The sequence below is a fragment of the Iamia sp. SCSIO 61187 genome (assembly GCF_019443745.1).
Classification (GTDB): Bacteria; Actinomycetota; Acidimicrobiia; order Acidimicrobiales; family Iamiaceae; genus Iamia.
Map to the genome: position 1 here is coordinate 556874 of NZ_CP050948.1, position 17139 is coordinate 574012.

General features: G+C 75.2%; 17 protein-coding genes and 1 pseudogene. 12 read left to right on the forward strand and 6 right to left on the reverse strand.

Going from position 1 to position 17139, the window contains the following annotated elements:
• Positions 1-81 precede the first annotated feature (81 nt).
• The 3 genes from HC251_RS02595 to HC251_RS02605 are packed head-to-tail and all read right to left on the reverse strand — an operon-like array spanning position 82 to position 2634.
• On the reverse strand, positions 82-1167 hold the full coding sequence (locus HC251_RS02595) for a phosphotransferase (protein WP_219943766.1): 1086 nt from the start codon (positions 1165-1167) through the stop codon (positions 82-84).
• Between the two features lie 7 nt (positions 1168-1174).
• Positions 1175-2263, reverse strand: coding sequence for a TIGR03857 family LLM class F420-dependent oxidoreductase (locus HC251_RS02600; protein ID WP_255566579.1), 1089 nt, complete (start codon positions 2261-2263; stop codon positions 1175-1177).
• Positions 2260-2634 carry a nuclear transport factor 2 family protein gene (locus tag HC251_RS02605; protein WP_219943768.1) on the reverse strand — a complete coding sequence of 125 codons (375 nt, stop codon included), beginning with the start codon at positions 2632-2634 and terminating at the stop codon, positions 2260-2262. The genes HC251_RS02600 and HC251_RS02605 overlap by 4 nt, the downstream gene beginning before the upstream one ends.
• A 64-nt stretch (positions 2635-2698) precedes the next feature.
• On the opposite strand from HC251_RS02605, the gene HC251_RS02610 reads away from it, so the two are divergent.
• The 3 genes from HC251_RS02610 to HC251_RS02620 are packed head-to-tail and all read left to right on the forward strand — an operon-like array spanning position 2699 to position 5422.
• On the forward strand, positions 2699-3304 hold the full coding sequence (locus tag HC251_RS02610; protein ID WP_219943769.1) for an HAD family hydrolase: 606 nt from the start codon (positions 2699-2701) through the stop codon (positions 3302-3304).
• The gene (locus HC251_RS02615; RefSeq protein ID WP_219943770.1) at positions 3301-4149 is read left to right on the forward strand and encodes a PhzF family phenazine biosynthesis protein; all 849 of its coding nucleotides are present in this window, start codon (positions 3301-3303) and stop codon (positions 4147-4149) included. The genes HC251_RS02610 and HC251_RS02615 overlap by 4 nt, the downstream gene beginning before the upstream one ends.
• 52 nt (positions 4150-4201) lie before the next feature.
• A complete protein-coding gene (locus tag HC251_RS02620; RefSeq protein ID WP_219943771.1) occupies positions 4202-5422 on the forward strand; it encodes an MFS transporter in 1221 nt (406 codons plus the stop codon).
• A gap of 5 nt (positions 5423-5427) precedes the next feature.
• Here the strand turns inward: HC251_RS02620 and HC251_RS02625 are convergent, their stop codons facing one another.
• A complete protein-coding gene (locus HC251_RS02625; protein ID WP_219943772.1) occupies positions 5428-7173 on the reverse strand; it encodes a sodium:proton antiporter in 1746 nt (581 codons plus the stop codon).
• 105 nt (positions 7174-7278) lie between these two features.
• Entirely contained in the window at positions 7279-7728 is a 450-nt protein-coding gene (locus HC251_RS02630; RefSeq protein WP_219943773.1) for a heme-binding domain-containing protein, read from the reverse strand.
• A gap of 55 nt (positions 7729-7783) precedes the next feature.
• On the opposite strand from HC251_RS02630, the gene HC251_RS02635 reads away from it, so the two are divergent.
• From HC251_RS02635 to HC251_RS26155, 7 genes and pseudogenes are all read left to right on the forward strand, one after another.
• Positions 7784-9418 (forward strand): acyl-CoA dehydrogenase family protein, encoded by a 1635-nt coding sequence (locus HC251_RS02635; RefSeq protein WP_219943774.1) that lies wholly within the window; start codon positions 7784-7786, stop codon positions 9416-9418.
• Positions 9415-10101 carry a maleylpyruvate isomerase N-terminal domain-containing protein gene (locus HC251_RS02640; protein WP_219943775.1) on the forward strand — a complete coding sequence of 229 codons (687 nt, stop codon included), beginning with the start codon at positions 9415-9417 and terminating at the stop codon, positions 10099-10101. The genes HC251_RS02635 and HC251_RS02640 overlap by 4 nt, the downstream gene beginning before the upstream one ends.
• Positions 10102-10112: 11 nt before the next feature.
• Positions 10113-11147 (forward strand): alcohol dehydrogenase catalytic domain-containing protein, encoded by a 1035-nt coding sequence (locus HC251_RS02645; protein ID WP_219943776.1) that lies wholly within the window; start codon positions 10113-10115, stop codon positions 11145-11147.
• A 270-nt stretch (positions 11148-11417) separates the two neighbouring features.
• Positions 11418-12596, forward strand: a complete 1179-nt coding sequence (locus tag HC251_RS02650) for an HNH endonuclease signature motif containing protein (protein ID WP_219943777.1) — start codon at positions 11418-11420, stop codon at positions 12594-12596.
• 140 nt (positions 12597-12736) lie between these two features.
• Complete coding sequence (locus tag HC251_RS02655; protein WP_219943778.1) at positions 12737-13693, forward strand: hypothetical protein; 957 nt, start codon at positions 12737-12739, stop codon at positions 13691-13693.
• 61 nt (positions 13694-13754) lie between these two features.
• The gene (locus HC251_RS02660; RefSeq protein WP_219943779.1) at positions 13755-14138 is read left to right on the forward strand and encodes a hypothetical protein; all 384 of its coding nucleotides are present in this window, start codon (positions 13755-13757) and stop codon (positions 14136-14138) included.
• A 313-nt stretch (positions 14139-14451) separates the two neighbouring features.
• Positions 14452-14796, forward strand: a pseudogene (locus HC251_RS26155) (FKBP-type peptidyl-prolyl cis-trans isomerase); the annotation flags it as partial.
• Positions 14797-15023: 227 nt separating this feature from the next.
• On the opposite strand, the gene HC251_RS02670 reads toward HC251_RS26155, so the two are convergent.
• Positions 15024-15629, reverse strand: coding sequence for a TetR family transcriptional regulator (locus HC251_RS02670; RefSeq protein ID WP_219943780.1), 606 nt, complete (start codon positions 15627-15629; stop codon positions 15024-15026).
• A gap of 106 nt (positions 15630-15735) precedes the next feature.
• On the opposite strand from HC251_RS02670, the gene HC251_RS02675 reads away from it, so the two are divergent.
• A complete protein-coding gene (locus tag HC251_RS02675) occupies positions 15736-16026 on the forward strand; it encodes a hypothetical protein (protein WP_219943781.1) in 291 nt (96 codons plus the stop codon).
• Between the two features lie 61 nt (positions 16027-16087).
• Positions 16088-17095: a mechanosensitive ion channel family protein gene (locus tag HC251_RS02680; protein WP_219943782.1), complete on the forward strand. Its 1008-nt coding sequence runs from the start codon at positions 16088-16090 to the stop codon at positions 17093-17095.
• The last annotated feature ends 44 nt before the right edge of the window (positions 17096-17139 follow it).

Consider the following 17139-nt stretch of genomic DNA (forward strand, 5'->3'; position numbering starts at 1 on the left):
CGACCCCGCAGCGCCGGAGCTCGGTGGCAGATGTCGGACGAACGTCCCACATCTGCCACCGAGATCGGACGGGGGCGGAGGTCAGATGTCGATGAGCGAGAAGGGGTCGTGGTCGCGGATGGCGGCGCAGGCCCGCTCGGCCATGACGAGGAACATCTCGTCGCCCCGGGCGGTGGGGGCGGCGACGGCGCAGCCGAGGACGATGATCAGCGGCGCCTGGAGGAGGGCGTAGCGGTAGTCCTCGAGGCACTGCTCGAGCGGGTGGTCGTCGACGCCGTAGGCGTGCAGGGCGTCCCAGTAGGCCGAGACGACCTCGCCCTCGTGGGCCCGCCGGTCGGCGACGGTGAGGCTGGTCGCCAGCAGGAAGGCGATGTCGCGGGCGGGGAGGCCCAGGCTCACGGTCTGCCAATCGACGGCCGTGACCTGGTCGGCGGGACCGAACATGAGGTTGTCGAGGCGGTAGTCGCCGTGGACCGGGGCGAACCGCTCGGCCCGCCCCGTCAGCCAGGCGCCGGCGACGGGGGGGACCTGGTCCAGGACGGCGCGGGTGGCGGCGGGCAGGCGGTCGCCCATGCGGTCGGCGAACACGTCGGTCATGGGGCCGAGGACGTCGCCCAGCACCTCGGCCGAGGCCGGGTCGACGACGGCCAGGCCGGTGGTGGCGGGCAGGGTGGCGTCGCACCACCGGGGGCCGTGCAGCCCGGCCAGGTTGCGGGCTGCGGCCACCGCCTGGGCCGGCGTGCACCCGGCGATCTGGTCGCCCTGGCGGGCCGGCGCCAGGTCCTCGAGCAGCAGCAGGAAGTCGGTGCCGTCGTCGGTGGCCCACGCGTGGTGGCAGAGCGGCACCCGGACGGCGACCGTCGCCGCCAGGCGCTGGTAGAAGGCGACCTCGGTCCGGTAGGCCCCGGCCGCGGTGGCCCGCGAGGCCGGGTCACCGCCGGGCACCTTGGCCACGAACGTCTCCGGCAGGCGGGTCGCGTCGCCCTCGTAGGAGGGCGTCAGCCGGAAGCTGCTCCCCATCTGCCCGGTGCCGACGGGCTCCACGCCGAGCTCGGCCACGGTGACGTCGTGGCCCTCGGCGCGGAGGACGTCGGTGAGCCGCTCCGGGGTGAGCCCGGCGTCGGCGGCGGCCACGGCGACGTCGAGGCCCTGGTTCGCGTCGCTCACGAGCCGGTCACACGGCCATCCAGCCCGGGTTGGCCGGCAGCCCGGTGGCCCCCGCCGGACGGACGGACCGGTAGGCCTCGACCACCGGGGCCAGCTCGGCGGGCGTGGCACCGTGGAGGATCACCGAGTCGGCGCCGAGGTCGAGCTGCTCGACGACCGTGGCCGCGCACTGCTCGGCCGTCCCCGTGGCCGACGCCGCCAGCCACTCGTCGGGGATCAGCTCGGCCAGGGCGTGGAGCTCGTCGACGGTGGCGGTGGCGTCGAGGGCGCCCCGCGCCCCGGTGACGACCGGCGCCTGGCGGAACCGGGCCAGGACGGCCGGGTCCCACCCGTTGACCTGCACGAGGATGTCGCCGTAGGCCTGGAAGTAGGTGGCCATGCGGCCCACCAGCTTGCGCAGCCGGGCCTCCTCGTCGAGGTGGTCGCCGATCGTGGCCAGCACCGACCAGACCCGGACCGAGGCCGGGTCGCGGCCGGCCTGCTCGGCCCCCCGACGCACGGCGGCGACGGAGTCGGTGAGGGCGGCGTCGCCGAAGAAGGTGTGGAGCACGACGCCGTCGGCGATCCGGCCGGCCAGCTCGAGGGTCTTGGGCCCGAGGGCGACGAGGATGATCGGCACCGGCCCGTCGATCCCGGCGCCGGTGTGGAGGTACGGGTAGGTGCCGGCGGGCCCGTCGTGGCCGACGACCGACTCGTCGCGCCAGAGGGTGCGGAGGATCTCGGCCACGTCGGTCAGCTGGGCGGAGGTGACCCGGGGCAGGCCCATCACGTCGAACAGGGCGTCGAACCCCCGGCCCAGGCCGAGCGAGAACCGGCCCCCGGTGAGGGCGTGCATCGTCGCCGAGAACGTCGCCGTCACCATCGGGTGGCGGGTGTTGTGGTTGGTGGCGGCGGTGGCGATGCCGAGCCGCTCGGTGGAAGCCGCCAGGGCGCCGCAGAGGGTCGGGGCGTCCTTGACGTTGAACCGCTCGGAGACGAAGGCGCTGCCCAGGCCGAGGGCCTCCCCGTCGCGGGCCTCGCCGATGATCGTGGTCGGGTCGGCGGCGTGGCCGGCCAGGGCGTAGAACCCGAGCTCGGTCAGGTGCTCGGCGCTCACCACCGCTCCACCAGGTGGGCCCGGTCCGCGGGAGGCTCGTAGGGCTCGGGCCACCAGTCCTCGATCCGGGCGATGCGACCGTCGTCGTCCAGGGTGAAGAAGGCGATGCCGGTCTGGTCGGGGAGGCCGGGGGACGCGAAGCCGATGGTGGTGGCGGCCCGGTCCGCCTCGGCCACCAGGGTCGTCACCGTCAGGTGCCACTCACCGGGGTACTCGGCGTTGAAGCGCACCACCCCGGCCCGCCCCCGCACCCGCTCCCGGGTCTGGGGGACCTCGTAGACGACGTCGTCGGCGAGGAGGCGGCCGAGGGCGTCCCAGTCCCTCCGGTCGATGGCCTCCCAGAAGGCCCGGACGGTGGTGGCGGCGCTCATATGGGGCGGAACCTACCCGGGCCCTGTGCCACGGTGGGGAGGTGACGAGCGGAGCGGTCCACCGGTGAGCGACATCGATGCGCTGGTGCTCGACCTCGACGGGGTCGTGCGCCACTTCGACCCGGCCCACGAGGCCGACCTGTGCCGGCGCCACGGCCTCGAGCCCGGATCGATCGCCGCCGCCGCCTACGCCCCCGAGCGGCTCCAGCCGGTCATCACCGGGGCCACCACCAAGGACGAGTGGCTGGCGATGGTGGGCGAGGCCATCGGCGCCCCCGACGCGGCCGCGGCGTGGGGACGGTCGCCGACCACGCTCGACCACGACGTGCTCGCCGTCGTCGACGAGGTGCGGGCCACCGGCCGGCCCGTCGTGATCCTCACCAACGGGACCGACACCATCGACGACGAGCTGGCGGCCCTCGACGTCGCCCACCGCTTCGACGCCGTCTACAACAGCGCCGTCATCGGCCACGCCAAGCCCGACCGCCGGGCGTTCGCCCACGTCTGCGACGAGCTGGGCCTGCCCCCGGCCCGGGTCGCCTTCGCCGACGACAGCCCGGCCAAGCTGGCCGGCGCCACCGAGCTGGGGATGGCTGCCCTCGCCTTCACCGATGCGCCCGCCCTGCGGGCCTGGCTGGTCGCCCTCGACGTCCTCGGAGCCCCCTCGTGACTCGCGCCCGCCCGTTCCGCCAGGTCGACGTGTTCACGGCCGAGCCGACGCGAGGCAACCCCGTCGCCGTCGTGCTCGACGCCGACGACCTCTCCGAGGCCGAGATGGCCGCCTTCGCCCGCTGGACCAACCTGTCGGAGACGGCCTTCGTCCTGACCCCGACCGTCCCCGCCGCCGACTACCGGGTGCGCATCTTCACGCCCGGGTCGGAGCTGCCCTTCGCCGGCCACCCCACCCTCGGGACGGCGCACGCCTGGCTGGACGCCGGGGGCACGGCGGCGACGCCGGGCCGCGTCGTGCAGGAGTGCGGCATCGGCCTGGTGGGGCTGCGCCAGGACGGCGACCGGCTCGCCTTCGCCGCCCCGCCCGTCAAGCCGTCCGCCGTCGCCGCCGAGCTCCGGGACGCGGCCACCGCCGCCCTCGGCGTCGACCCGGCCGCCGTGCGGGACGCCCGCCTCCTCGTGAACGGGCCCGCCTGGCTGACGCTCCGGCTGGACTCGGCCGCCACCGTCTCGGCCCTCGAGCCGGACATGGTCGCCCTCGCCGCCCTGGAGGGGGTGTCCGAGGTCGGCGTGGTCGGCGCCCACCCCGAGGGCCACGAGGTCGCGGTCGAGGTGCGGGGCTTCGCCCCGGCCCTGGGCGTGCCCGAGGACCCGGTGACCGGGAGCCTCAACGCCTCGATCGCCCTGTGGCTCCAGGGCGAGGGGATCCTGCCCGACGCCTACGTCGCCGCCCAGGGGACCGCCCTGGGCCGGACCGGGCGGGTCCACGTGGTGCGAGAGGGGGACACCACGTGGGTCGGCGGTGACACCGTCACCGTCCTGGCCGGCACCGCCGCCCAGTGACGCCGGGCCCCGTCGGGAAGCACCAGGCCCGCGCCGCGGTTGGACACCTCTCGTGACCCTGGACGCCCCCGCCGCCGAGCCCGCGGCGCGAGGGCGGCTGGTCACACCGACCTTCGTCCTCATCACCGTCGCCGCCCTCGGCTACTTCACCGCCCTCGGGATGCACCTGCCGGTCCTGCCCCGCTACGTGGAGGACGAGCTGGGCGGCTCCGGCCTCGCCGTCGGGGTCGCGGTGGGCGCCTTCGCCGTGTCGGCCGCCCTCGTCCGCCCGGCGGTGGGCCGGCTGGGCGACACCGTGGGTCGGCGGCCCCTCGCCGTCGTGGGCGGGACCATCGCGGCGGTGTCGATCGCCGGGTACGGCCTGGTCGCCTCGCTCCCCGTCCTGGTCGGCTTCCGCCTGCTGACGGGTCTGGGCGAGGCCGCCTTCTTCGTGGGGGTGGCGACCGCGGTCCAGGACCTCGCCCCCGACGACCGCCGGGGCGAGGCCGCCTCCTTCTTCTCCACCTCGATCTACGGCGGGCTGGCCATCGGGCCGTTCCTCGGTGAGGTCCTCTACCGCAACGGGGGCGCCGGCCGGGTGTGGCTGGTCTCGGCGGCCCTCGCCGGCGTGGGCGCCGCCGTGGCCCTCCTCATCCCCGGGCACCTGGGGCGGGCCGTCCCCCAGACCCTGGTCGAGGGGGATGTGGTGCCGGCCGCCGAGGCGCCGCGCCGGCGCTTCCTGCACCCGGCGGCGGTCATGCCCGGGACCATCCTGCTGCTCGGGCTCATGGGGTTCGCCGCCTTCGGCTCGTTCCTCGCCATCCACCTCGACGACCTCGGCATCGACGACGCCGGCCCCTACTTCCTGCTCTACGGCGCGTCCGTGCTCGTCATGCGGATCGTCGGGGCCCGGGTGCCGGACCGCTTCGGGGCGGTGCGGACGACGACGCTGTCGCTCCTCGCCATCGCCGTCGGCTGCCTGACGATCGCCGCGGTCGACGCCGCCGCCGCCATCGCCGTCGGGACCCTCGTCTTCTCGGTGGGCATGTCGCTGCTGTTCCCGGCCCTGTTCGGTCTCACCGTGAACACGGCACCGGCGTCGGAGCGGAGCCACGCCGTCGGCACCTTCTCGCTGTTCTTCGACCTGTCCCAGGGCGTCGGCGCGCCGGTGCTGGGCATCGTCGTGGACCTGGCCGGCTCCGACCGGGCCGCCTTCGTCACCGCCGCCGCCATCGCCCTCGGCGGGCTGGTGATGGCCCGCATCCGTCTCCCCCGGCCGGGCGCCGCCCGCTGATCGGCTCAGCGGAGCGACAGCACCACCAGGCGGTCGTCGGGCCCCTGCGCGGTGCGGCTGACCGCCACCTCCGGGCGGTGGCCCCCGTCGATCCGCACCAGCGGCATCTGGGCCTCGGTGGCGTCGGCGCCCGGCGGGAGGGCCCGGATCACGCCGCCGTCGTTCAGGGCCGCGTCGAGGTGCTCCTGGGTGACCTCGGCGTAGGCGTGGCGCCCCTCGTAGGCCTCGCCCTCGCGCAGGTCGCGGTCGTGCGCGTCGTCGCGAGCGACCCGCCAGACGTTGGCCCGGCCCAGGTGGCGGACGATCCGGTCGACGCTCACGGTGTCGAGCGCCTCGGCCCCGGAGCCGACCACCGCCAGCCGGGCGCCGATGCCGTCCATGGCGACCAGCAGGTCGTCGCCCTCGAGGCGGCCGGCGTAGACGAGCAGCCCGGCAGCGCGCGCCGACTCGGCCAGCTCCTCGCTCTCGGCCACCACCAGCACCGGCACGCCGACGTCGCCCAGCACCGCCCCCAGCTCGCGCGCCCAGCGTCGGGCGCCCACCAGCACGACGGCGGCGGGCTCGGGGGTGTCGACCCGCAGCAGGCGGGCCAGGGGTCGCGACAGCGGGCCGTAGACGATGGTCGTGCCCACGACGACGAGGAAGGTGATGGCCGCCAGGTCCTCGCCGCCGGGGACGTCGTGGCGGACGAGCTCGGCGCCGAAGACGGCCGAGACCGATGCGGCCACGATGCCCCGCGGCGCCAACGCGGCCAGGTAGGCCCGCTCGCGCCGGGTCAGCGAGGTGCCGAGCGTCGAGGCCAGCACGGCGGCGGGCCGCACGACCAGGACGAGCAGGACCAGGACGACCCCGGCGTCGACCAGGTTGCTGGTCAGGGTGTCGGCGTCGACCCGCGCCGCCAGCACCACGAAGATGCCGGCCAGCACGATCGAGGCCAGGTGCTCGTGCAGCTCGAGGATCGGCCCGATGGCGACGCGCCGCTGGTTCGCCAGGGCCACCCCGGCCACGGTGACGGCGTACAGGCCGGCCTCGGCGCTCAGGCCGTTGGCGAGGGCGAAGGCCCCGACGACGGCGACCAGCGACAGCGGGCCCCGGAGGTGGTCGGGTGCCCAGTGGCGGTCGAGCACGACCACCAGCCCGGCGGCGACGGCCGCGCCCACGGCGCAGCCCACGACGGTGGTCCGGACGACGACGAGGGCGGCGACCGCGGTGGAGCGGTCGTCGAGGAGGAGGACCTCCAAGATGGTGACGCCCAGGACGGCCCCGACGGGGTCGACCATGATCCCCTCCCACCGGAGGATGCCGCCCACCCGGGGGCGCAGCCGGGCCTGGCGCAGGAGCGGGATCACGACCGTCGGTCCGGTCACCACCATGATCGACCCGAACAGCACGGCGACGCCGCGGGGCAGGTCCGTGACCAGCAGGGCGGCCACCGACGCCAGCACCAGCGACGTCAGCACACCGATCGTCAGCAGGCGGACCACGACGCGGCGCGTCGTCGAGCCGATGTCGGCCCAGCGGAGGCTGAGCCCGCCCTCGAAGAGCAGGAGCCCGACACCGAGGGCGACGATCGGGGTCAGGAGGCCGCCGAAGGTCTCGTTGGGGTCGATGATGCCGAGCCCCGGGCCGACGGCCAGACCGGCGCCCAGCATGAGCACGATCGAGGGCAGCCTGAGCCGCCCGGCGACCCACTGGGCCCCCACGCCGAGGGCGACGGCGACGGCGACGACGGCGACGGGGTCGTCGATCACCACGGGTCGGGTCCGGTCGCCGTCATCAAGCGGCCCAGACTGCCCCGCGGCGCACGGTCGCACGCAAGGTGCCAGGCACCATCCGTGCGGCCCCCGTCCGTCGGGTCAGCCGCCCTCGTCGTCCATGCGCTCCAGGGCGGTGGCCAGCACCCGGGCCTCGTCCTCGGTCAGGCGGGCGCCCCGGTGGATCACGGTGTACTGCCGGGGCGGCATGGCACCGTCCTCGACCTCGTCGGCGGCGTCGCCGGCGTCGGACCTCTCGCCCCACTCGGAGAAGTTGAGCTCCTCCCGCCCCCGGTCGACGTCCCGCCTCACCAGCCACGACATCGGGGCGAGGTAGGAGTACGCGGGCCAGTCGGTCTCGTTGCTGTGGCACGAGTAGCACGACTCCCGGGCGATGGCCTCGGACTCGGCGTCGGGCCAGGGGGCGTCGGCGGTGACCGGCGGGTTCGTCTTCGTCCACCCGTAGGGCACCAGCTGCATGAGGCCGACGACGAAGACCAGCCCCGCCCCGCCGACCACGACCACCCGTCGCGCCGCCGCTCTCCTGCTCACGGTGCCACCGTAGGCACGCCCCCTGAACGGGGGCTGAGAGCGGTAGACACGGGGCATGCGCTCACCGACCCACGAGGTCCTGAACCAGCCGCCGCCGCTGGAGAGCCACGACGCCTCCGGCCTCGACGCCGCCCTGCTCGACGGCGTGAGGCGGGAGGGGGCGGGCGATCGCCTGGGGGAGATCTGCCGGGTCGGGGAGGCGGTGGGCCACTACCGCTGGATCCGGGCCGGTGAGCTGGCCAACGAGAACCCCCCGGTGCTGCGCACCCACGACCGCTACGGCCACCGGATCGACAAGGTGGAGTACCACCCCGCCTACCACGACCTCGTCCGCCAGGCGGTGGCCGACGGGCTGGCCGGGGCGCCGTGGACCGACGAGGACGCCGCCCCGCACGTGACCCGGGCGGCCAAGTTCGCCCTCTGGACCCAGGTCGAGGCGGGCCACGGCTGCCCCATCTCGATGACCTACTCCATCGTCCCCGCCCTCCGGGCCCAGCCCGAGCTGGCGGCGGTGTGGGAGCCCAAGCTGACCTCGCGGACCTACGACCTCTCGCCCATGCCCGTGGTGGGCAAGCAGGGGGCGCTGGCGGGCATGGCCATGACCGAGAAGCAGGGCGGCTCCGACGTCCGGGCCAACACGACCAGGGCCGTGCCCACCGACGGCGGGGGCCCCGGCGCCGAGTACCGGCTCGTCGGGCACAAGTGGTTCTGCTCGGCGCCGATGAGCGACCTGTTCCTCATGCTGGCCCAGACCGACGCCGGGCTCTCCTGCTTCGCCGTGCCCCGCTGGCACCCCGACGGCAGCCGCAACGCCATCGAGATCCAACGGCTCAAGGACAAGCTCGGCAACCGCTCCAACGCCTCGAGCGAGATCGAGCTCGACGGCGCCCTGGGCACGCTGGTGGGGGAGGAGGGGCGGGGCATCCGCACCATCCTCACCATGGTCAACCACACCCGCCTCGACTGCGTGATCGGCGTCGTGGGGCAGATGCGCGCCGGGCTCAGCCAGGCCGCCCACCACGTGAGCCACCGCTCCGCGTTCGGTCGCCGTCTCGTCGACCAGCCGCTCATGACCAACGTGATCGCCGACCTGGCCGTCGAGTCCGAGGCCGCGACGGTGACCATGCTCCGCCTCGCCGGGGCCTACGACCGCGCCGAGGGCCCCTTCGCCCGCATCGCCACCGCGGTGGCCAAGTACTGGATCTGCAAGCGGGCGCCGCTGTTCGCGGCCGAGGCGCTCGAGTGCCTCGGCGGCGCGGGCTACGTGGAGGAGTCGCCGATGCCCCGACTGTTCCGCGAGTCGCCGCTCAACGGCATCTGGGAGGGCTCGGGCAACGTCATGTGCCTCGACGTGCTCCGGGCCGCAGCCCGCGAGCCCGAGTCGGTCGCCGCCCTCCTGGCCGAGCTCGACCAGGCCAAGGGGGCCGACAAGCGCCTCGACCGGGCGGTGGCCGACCTCCACGCCGAGCTGTCGGACCCCGACCACCTCGAGTCCCGGGCCCGGCGCATCGTCGAGCGGGCCGCCCTCGCCCTGCAGGGCTCGCTGCTCGTCCGGTACGCACCCCACGCCGTGGCCGATGCGTTCTGCGCCAGCCGCCTGGGCCGCGACGGCGGCTTCGCCCTGGGCACCCTCCCGCCGGGCATCGACACCCGCGCCATCGTCGGCCGCGCCTGGCCCCCCGCCGCATGACCGACCGGCCCGACCTGCCGCCGCTGGACGTGGAGGTCTGCCTGAGCGGCGTCCGCGACGCCACCGCCGCCCTCCTCGACGGGCTGCGGGGGCTCACCGACGACGAGGCCCGGCGGCCGTCGCTCCTGCCGGGCTGGACCGTCGGCCACGTGCTGACCCACCTGGCCCGCAACGCCGAGGGAGTCCGGGGGATGATCGAGGGGGCGGTCCGCGACGTCGCGGTCCCGATGTACCCCAGCGCCGAGGCCCGCAGGGCCGACATCGAGGCCGGCGCCGGACGCCCCGCCGCCGCCCTGGTGGACGACGTCGCCGCCACCGCCGAGGCGCTCGACGCGTCGTGGCCGGCGGGCGGCGCCCCGGCGTGGGAGGGGAGCGGCCTCACCCTGGCCGGCCCCCTCCCCGTGGCCGAGATGCCGTTCCGGCGCTGGCGCGAGGTCGAGGTCCACCGGGCCGACCTGGGCCTGGCCTTCACCTGGGCCGACTGGTCCGACGCCTACGTCGCCGTCGAGCTGGAGCGGACGGTGGCCGAGTCGGCCGCCCGCACCCCCGACGGCCACCCGGTCGCGATCGGTCCCGACGACGACCACCGTCTCGTCCTGGCCTGGCTGCTGGGCCGGGCCGAGCGCCCGGACGGGTACCCCGAGCTGGCTCCCTGGCAGGCGCCCCCGCCCGGCCCCCGCTGATGGTCGACACCATGGCGGCCTACCGGGTCGTGGAGTGGCAGCATGCCCCCGAGCTGGTCGAGGTCCCCGTCCCCGCGGTCGGACCCGGGCAGGTGCTCGTCGAGGTCGCCGGGTGCGGGCTGTGCCACTCGGACCTGACGATGACCGCCATGCCCGGCGAGGTCGGAGAGGCCCTCGGGTGGCAGGTGCCGTTCACGCTCGGGCACGAGACGGCCGGCACCGTCGTCGAGGTCGGCGCCGGTGTGACGGCCACGAGCGTGGGCGCCACCGTCGCCCTGGCCTCGCCGTCGTCGTGCGGCACCTGCGCCCACTGCCGCGCCGGCCGGGACAGCGCCTGCCTCCACGGCGACGCTGGCCGGGGCTACGGGCGCGACGGCGGCCTGGCCCGCTACGTCCTCGCCGGCTCGGTGCGCGACCTCCTCCCGCTGCGGGGCCTCGACCCCCGCCACGCCGGCCCGCTCACCGACGCCGGGGCGACGACCCACCACGCGGTCCGTCGGGCCCGGTCGGAGCTGGGCCCGGGGTCGGTCGCCGTCGTGATCGGCGTGGGCGGGCTGGGCGCCCTCGCCGTGCAGATCCTCCGGGCGACGACCGAGGCCCGCATCGTGGCCGTCGAGGTCGACCCCGCCCGCCGGGAGCTGGCGGTCGCGCTGGGCGCCGACGAGGCCCTCGAGGGGCTGGCCCGGGGTCAGGGCGCCGACCTGGCCGCGCCGGGGTTCGACGGTGTCGACGCCGTGATCGACATCGTCGGCACCGACCGGACGATCCGGGCCGGCCTGGGCGCGCTGCGCCGCGGGGGTGCCTTCGTCCTCGTCGGGGCGGGCGGCGGTGGCTTCGCCCGCCCGTGGATGGGCGGCCTGCCCCGCGAGGCCACCATCACCTCGATCCAGGGCTCGTCGATCGCCGACGCCCAGGCCGTGATCGACCTGGCCGCGGCGGGCGCCGTCACCGTCGCCGTCGACGAGTTCCCCCTCGCCGAGGTGGCCGTCGCCTACACCGCCCTCGACACCGGCACCCTCACCGGCCGCGCCGTCGTCATCCCGTGAGGCACACGAGGTGCCAGGCCGATCCGTGGATGCCATCCGGTCGGGCGGTGCGACGGGTCGGTCGTACCGATGGCTCGTACGGCGTGGAGCAGCGGCCGGCGTGGCAGTCGGCTCGGCGCTGTGCGGCTTCCTGAGCGCCTCGACGGCGCCTGCGGTCCAACCGCCCACAACCGACCTGCGGGCCCCACAGGGCCATACAGGAGCCGGGAAACCTAGCAATTTCTTGGGTTTCCAGGGTTCGAGTCCCGTCTGTCGGGTATCATGGGTGTCATGTTCGAGGCGCTCGCCACCACCATCGATGACCTGGACATCCCGGTCGACGGCGACGCCCTCGAAGAAGCCCTGCACCTGCGTGACCGCCTCGACGCCAAGATCTCCCAGACGGTCGGCCGGTTCGAGGCCACCAACGAGCACGACACCGCCGATGGCTGTCCCACCATGGCCACCTGGCTGCGGGTCAAGGGGCGGATGACCGCCCACGACGCCCAACGGATGGCCAAGACCGCCCGACGCCTCGGCCACCTCCCGATCCTGCAGACGGCGTGGCTCGACGGATCAGTGTCCGGGGGGCATGTCGCCGCGGTGGTGGCGAACCTCAACGACCGCACCGCCCCGTTGTTCCAATCGGATGAGGACCACCTCGTCCGGGTGTTGGGTGAGCTCGACGTGGCCGGGGCGGTGGTGGCGATGAAGTCCTGGGCCGCCCATGCCAAGGAGATCGTCGACGACGGCCACGAAGGCGAACCGGACCCGGACCGGTCCGCGCACCTGTCGCCGACGCTCAACGGTGGGCGGTTGGACGCGAACCTCGAACCCGAGGCCTTCCACGCCGCCCAGGCCGCGCTCCGCCTCGTCATGGGCAAGAAGGGCGAGGACGACGAGCGGACACCCGCCCAACGCCGCCACGACGGCCTCGCCGAGATCTTCAACCACTTCCTCGACCACCAGTCCGACCACAAGGGCGGACGGCACCGGCCCCACGTCAACATCACGATCCCGCTGGAGTCGTTGATCGAGGGCAAGGGGCAGGGGTGCTTCGACGACGGCACCCCCATCACCGCCCAGGCCGCCCGACGGCTCGCCTGCGACGCCAACGTCCACCGGGTCATCACCCGGGCTAACGGCACCGTCCTCGACTACGGACGCTCCACGCGGACGATCCCGGCGCCGCTGTTCCAGGCGCTGTGCATCCGCGACAAGGGGTGCCGGTTCCCCGGCTGCGACCGCCCCGCCCACCGCACCGACGGCCACCACGTCGCCGAGTGGATCGCCCACCGAGGACCCACCAACCTGCGGAACCTGGTGCTGCTGTGCCGGTACCACCACGGCGTCGTCCACCGCCCCGGCTGGACCATCGAGCTCCAACCCGACGCCACCGTCATCATCACCACCCCCGACGGACGGAAGCGACGATCCCAGCCCGTCGACCGACGGGCCCTCGCCGCCTGACACACGACACCACCAGGTGAGCCCGCCCCCCAGCGGGCTCACCACCGCGCCCCACGGCGGGTCGAGACACGGAAGGTGCCAGGCACCTTCCGTGGAGGACACAAGGTGCCAGGCACCATGCGTGGCGGCAGACTGGAGGCATGACCGTCACCGAGCCCACGCCGGTCGGGCTGCCCGTCGGGCTGGCCCTCGAGGACTGGACCGGCGACGCCCGGTTCCACGAGTACACCCGGGCCGCCAACCCCGTCGGGCGCACGACCCCGCTGGTGCCGGTCGAGACGTTCCCGGCGGCCCTCCACCGGGGCGCCGCCACCGGCGTGGTGCCGCTCGACCTCTCCGGTCCGCTCGGCATCGAGGGAGGGCCGGCCACCAGCCCCGCGCTGCTCGCCTCGTTCGCCACCGTGCGGGCGGGCGAGGAGCTGGTGACCGAGCCGACCGCCACCAGCGAGCTCTACGTCGTCATGCGGGGCGCTGGCACCACCGACCTCGACGGCGAGACCGGCGTCGCCTGGGCCGAGGGCGACGTCTTCGTCCTCCCCGGCGGGTGCCGCTCCACCCACCGGGCGACGGCCGACACGACCTTCTACTGGGTCACCGACGAGCCCCTCCTGCGGTACCTCGGCGTGGCCCCCACCGAGCGGCGCCTGCGCCCGACGCGCTGGCCCGCCGCCCGCAACGCCGAGGAGCTGGCCAAGGTGGCCGCTGACCCCGCCGCCGAGCGTCGCAACCGAGTGAGCATCCTGCTGGCCAACGCCGACCAGCCCCAGACCCTCACCGCCACCCACGTGCTGTGGGCCATGGTCGGGCTGCTCCCGGTCGACGCCGTGCAGAAGCCCCACCGCCACCAGTCGGTCGCCCTGGACCTGATCCTCGACTGCGAGCCCGGGTGCTACACGCTCGTCGGCCCCCGCCTGGCCGACGACGGCACCATCGTCGACGCCCGGCGGGTCGCCTGGGAGCCGGGCGGCGCCTTCGTCACCCCGCCGGGGTGGTGGCACGCCCACCACAACGAGTCCGGCGCCGAGGCGCACCTCCTCCCCGTCCAGGACGCCGGGCTCCACACCCACCTCCGCACCCTCGACATCAGGTTCAGCTAGGACTCGGTCGCTCGTCGCCGGCGCTCACTCCCTCCGAGCGGGCGCGTGGGAGGATCCGCTCATGGACGACCGGACGATCGCTCGGGGGGTGGCGGCGGGGCGGCTGGGCTTCGGGCTGCTGGTGCTGCTCGCTCCCCGGCTGCTGACCCGGCGGGTCGGGGGCCGCACCGATCCGCCGGCCCCGTACGTGTGGTGGCTGCGGGCGTTCGGCATCCGCGACGCGGTGCTCGGCGCCGGCACCCTGGCGGCCCTCGCCGACCCCGACGAGGAGGCCGCCGTGCGGTGGGTGCAGGCCGGGGCCCTGGCCGACTCGGCCGACGCCGTCACCGCCGTCGTGTACGGGCGCGACCTCGACGGCTTCAGCCGATGGGCCACGCTCGCGCTGGCGATCCCCGCCTCCGCCCTGGGGTGGAAGGCCGCCGCCGGCCTGGCCGCCCGGCGCTGAGACCCGCCCCCCGCCGCCCGCTCGAGGCGGCCGCCGCCTACCGACCGCACGAGCCGACGGCCTATCGTGCCGCCCGATGTCTCCCCACCGAAGCCCTCGCGCCCCCCGCCGCCTCGCGGCCGCCGGCGCCCTCGCCCTGACCCTGGTCCTCGTCGCCGGAGCGTGCTCCAGCGAGGAGGAGGGCAACGTCGTGGCCGACGTCTTCGAGGACGACTCGCTCCCCACCCAGCCCGCCGCCCCCGAGAGCGCGGCCGGCAAGGAGTGCGTCGAGCCCGTCGAGCCCACCGAGTTCGAGGGCAAGCCCGAGGTCGAGATGCCCGTCGGCGAGGTGCCCACCGAGCTCGAGACCACCGACATCACCCCGGGCGACGGGGCCGAGGCCGTCGAGGGCAAGCTGCTCCGCCTCAACTACGTGGGCGTCGCCTGCTCCACCGGCGAGGAGTTCGACACGTCGTGGAAGGAGGGCGGCGAGCCGATCGAGCTGACCCTCGGCGCCGGCGAGGTCATCCCCGGCTGGGACCAGGGCCTGGTGGGCATGAAGGTCGGCGGGACCCGGCGTCTGGTCATCCCGGCCGAGCTCGGCTACGGCGCCACCGGCTCCGGCCCCGACATCGCCCCCGACGAGGCGCTGGTGTTCGTGGTCGAGCTGCTCGAGGTCTCCGACCCGCCGCCGGAGAGCGAGACCACCGTGCCCGAGGGCGAGGCGCCCGCCGACCCCGACGCCACGACGACCACCGCCGCCGAGGGCGAGACCACCACGACTGCGGCCGCCGAGGGCGAGACGACGACCACCGCGGCCGAGGGCTGAGCGGGCGCCGGGGCCCGGCCTCGGCGCCCCGTCCCCCGTCCCCCGTCCCCCGTCCCCCGCCCGCCCCGCCGGCTCCCCTAGGAGCCGACCAGGGTGGGGTCGGTGCGGGCCAGGCGGAACGTCTCCGCCGCCAGGGCGGGCAGCTCGCCCTCGGCCCCCTGGGTGAGCCACAGCACGGTGGCCGTCGTCCACACCCGGACGACCTGCTGGCCGAGCAGACGGGGCCGGGCGTCGCTGTCGTCGGTCACGCCGAGGACCTTGGCTGCGTGCTCGGCGATGAGGACCGCCAGGCGGTCGTGGTGGCCGGCGAAGCGGTCGGCCAGGGACGGCACGGTGTAGGAGACGCGGGTCTGGACCCGAACCAGCTCGGCGCGCTCGGCCACGTCGCGGGCCAGCAGGTCGAGCACGGCGGCGGCCGTCTCCGCGAGGGGCTCGTGGGCCCGGGCGGCCAGGAGCTCGGAGACCTCCCGCTCGCGACGGGCGTGCTCGGTCAGCAAGACGGCGTCCTTGGTGGGGAAGTACCGGAAGAACGTCCGCTGGGACACGCCGGCGGCGTCGGTGATGTCCTGCACCGTCGTCTCGTCGTACCCCTGCTCCAGGAACAGGTCGATCGCCGATCGCTGGAGCGCGATCGACGTCGCTTGCTTCTTCCGGGCACGGAGCCCCATCTGAGTCGCAGCCATGGCGACAGGGTAGACCGCGCCCCACCCTGGATTGACCGCCCGGTCAGGGGATCGGAGGACCTCCCGAGACCCCCCACCAGGGACGACTGGAACTACCGTCCACCCCGTGGATCGGACCGAGGCGGCGCGGGAGCTGGGGGTGCCCAGCGGGGCGGCGCCGGCCCTCGTCGAGAAGGCGTTCCGCCGGGCCGCCCGCTCCCGCCACCCCGACGTGGGCGGCGACGCGGTGGCGTTCCGGCGGGCGACCGAGGCCCGCGCCGTGCTCCTCCGACCCCGTCCGCCCGACCCGTTGGCCCGGGCGGTCGAGGTGATCGTCCGGTACCACCCGGCGGTCCGGGCCATCGAGGCGCTGATCCGCGCCATCGACCGCCAGACCATGCGGTCCCGCGGTACGTGACCCCTGACGCCGACCCTGCCGTTGGTCGACCGGCCGCCGGGTCCTAGGGTCGATCGACGTCATGTGGACGACCGCCGCCCCGCCCGACCTGCTCCGCGCCGCCACCAGCGGCGGCGACGACCAGGAGGACGGCGCCGCCTACCGGTGGGTCCTGGAGCGGACCGACAGCGAGGGGTGGGCCGAGGTGGCCAGCTGGATGGTCGACAAGCCCCTGCGCATCGCCATCATCTGGGTCGTCGCCTGGCTGCTGTCGCGGGTGGTCCGCCGCCTGATCCGGCGGTTCTCCGACAAGCTCGTCGGCTCGGTCGGGTCGGGTCGGCTGAAGCGGGCCCGGGACCGGGCGCCGAGCATCCTGGTCAGCGCCCAGATCCCCAGCGTGCGCTCGGCGGCCCGGGCCGAGACGATCAGCGGGGTCCTGAAGAGCGTCTCGTCGGGCGTGATCTACGTCTTCGCCTTCGTGTACACGCTGGAGGTGCTGGGCCTGAACCTCGGGCCGCTGATCGCCGGCGCCGGCGTCGTCGGTGTGGCCCTCGGCTTCGGGGCCCAGAGCATGGTGCGGGACTTCCTCGCCGGGACCTTCATCCTGCTGGAGGACCAGTACGGCGTGGGCGACGTGGTCGACCTGGGTGAGGCCATCGGGACGGTCGAGGCCCTCAACCTCCGCACCACCCGCCTCCGCGACGTGAACGGGACCGTCTGGCACGTCCCCAACGGCGAGATCCTCCGCGTCGGCAACCAGTCCCAGCAGTGGGCCCGGGCCGTGCTGGACATCGTCGTCGCCCACGGCACCGACGTCGACGCCGCCCTGAAGATCCTCAAGGAGGCCGCCGACGACGTGGCCGGGCGGCCGGAGATGGCCGCCGACGTCCTCGAGGAGGCCGAGGTCTGGGGCGTCGAGGCCCTGACCCAGATGGGCGTGACCCTGCGGCTCGTCATCAAGACCCGCCCCGGCTCGCAGTGGAAGGTGATGCGGGCCCTGCGCCACGACATCGGCCACGCCCTGGCCGAGGCCGGGATCCGGATGTCGGCCCCCGTCGGCGTCATCCCCCCGCCCGCCCCGCCGGCGTAGGGGCCACGCCCGGCCCGGCACCGCCCACCCGTCCCGGCTCCGCC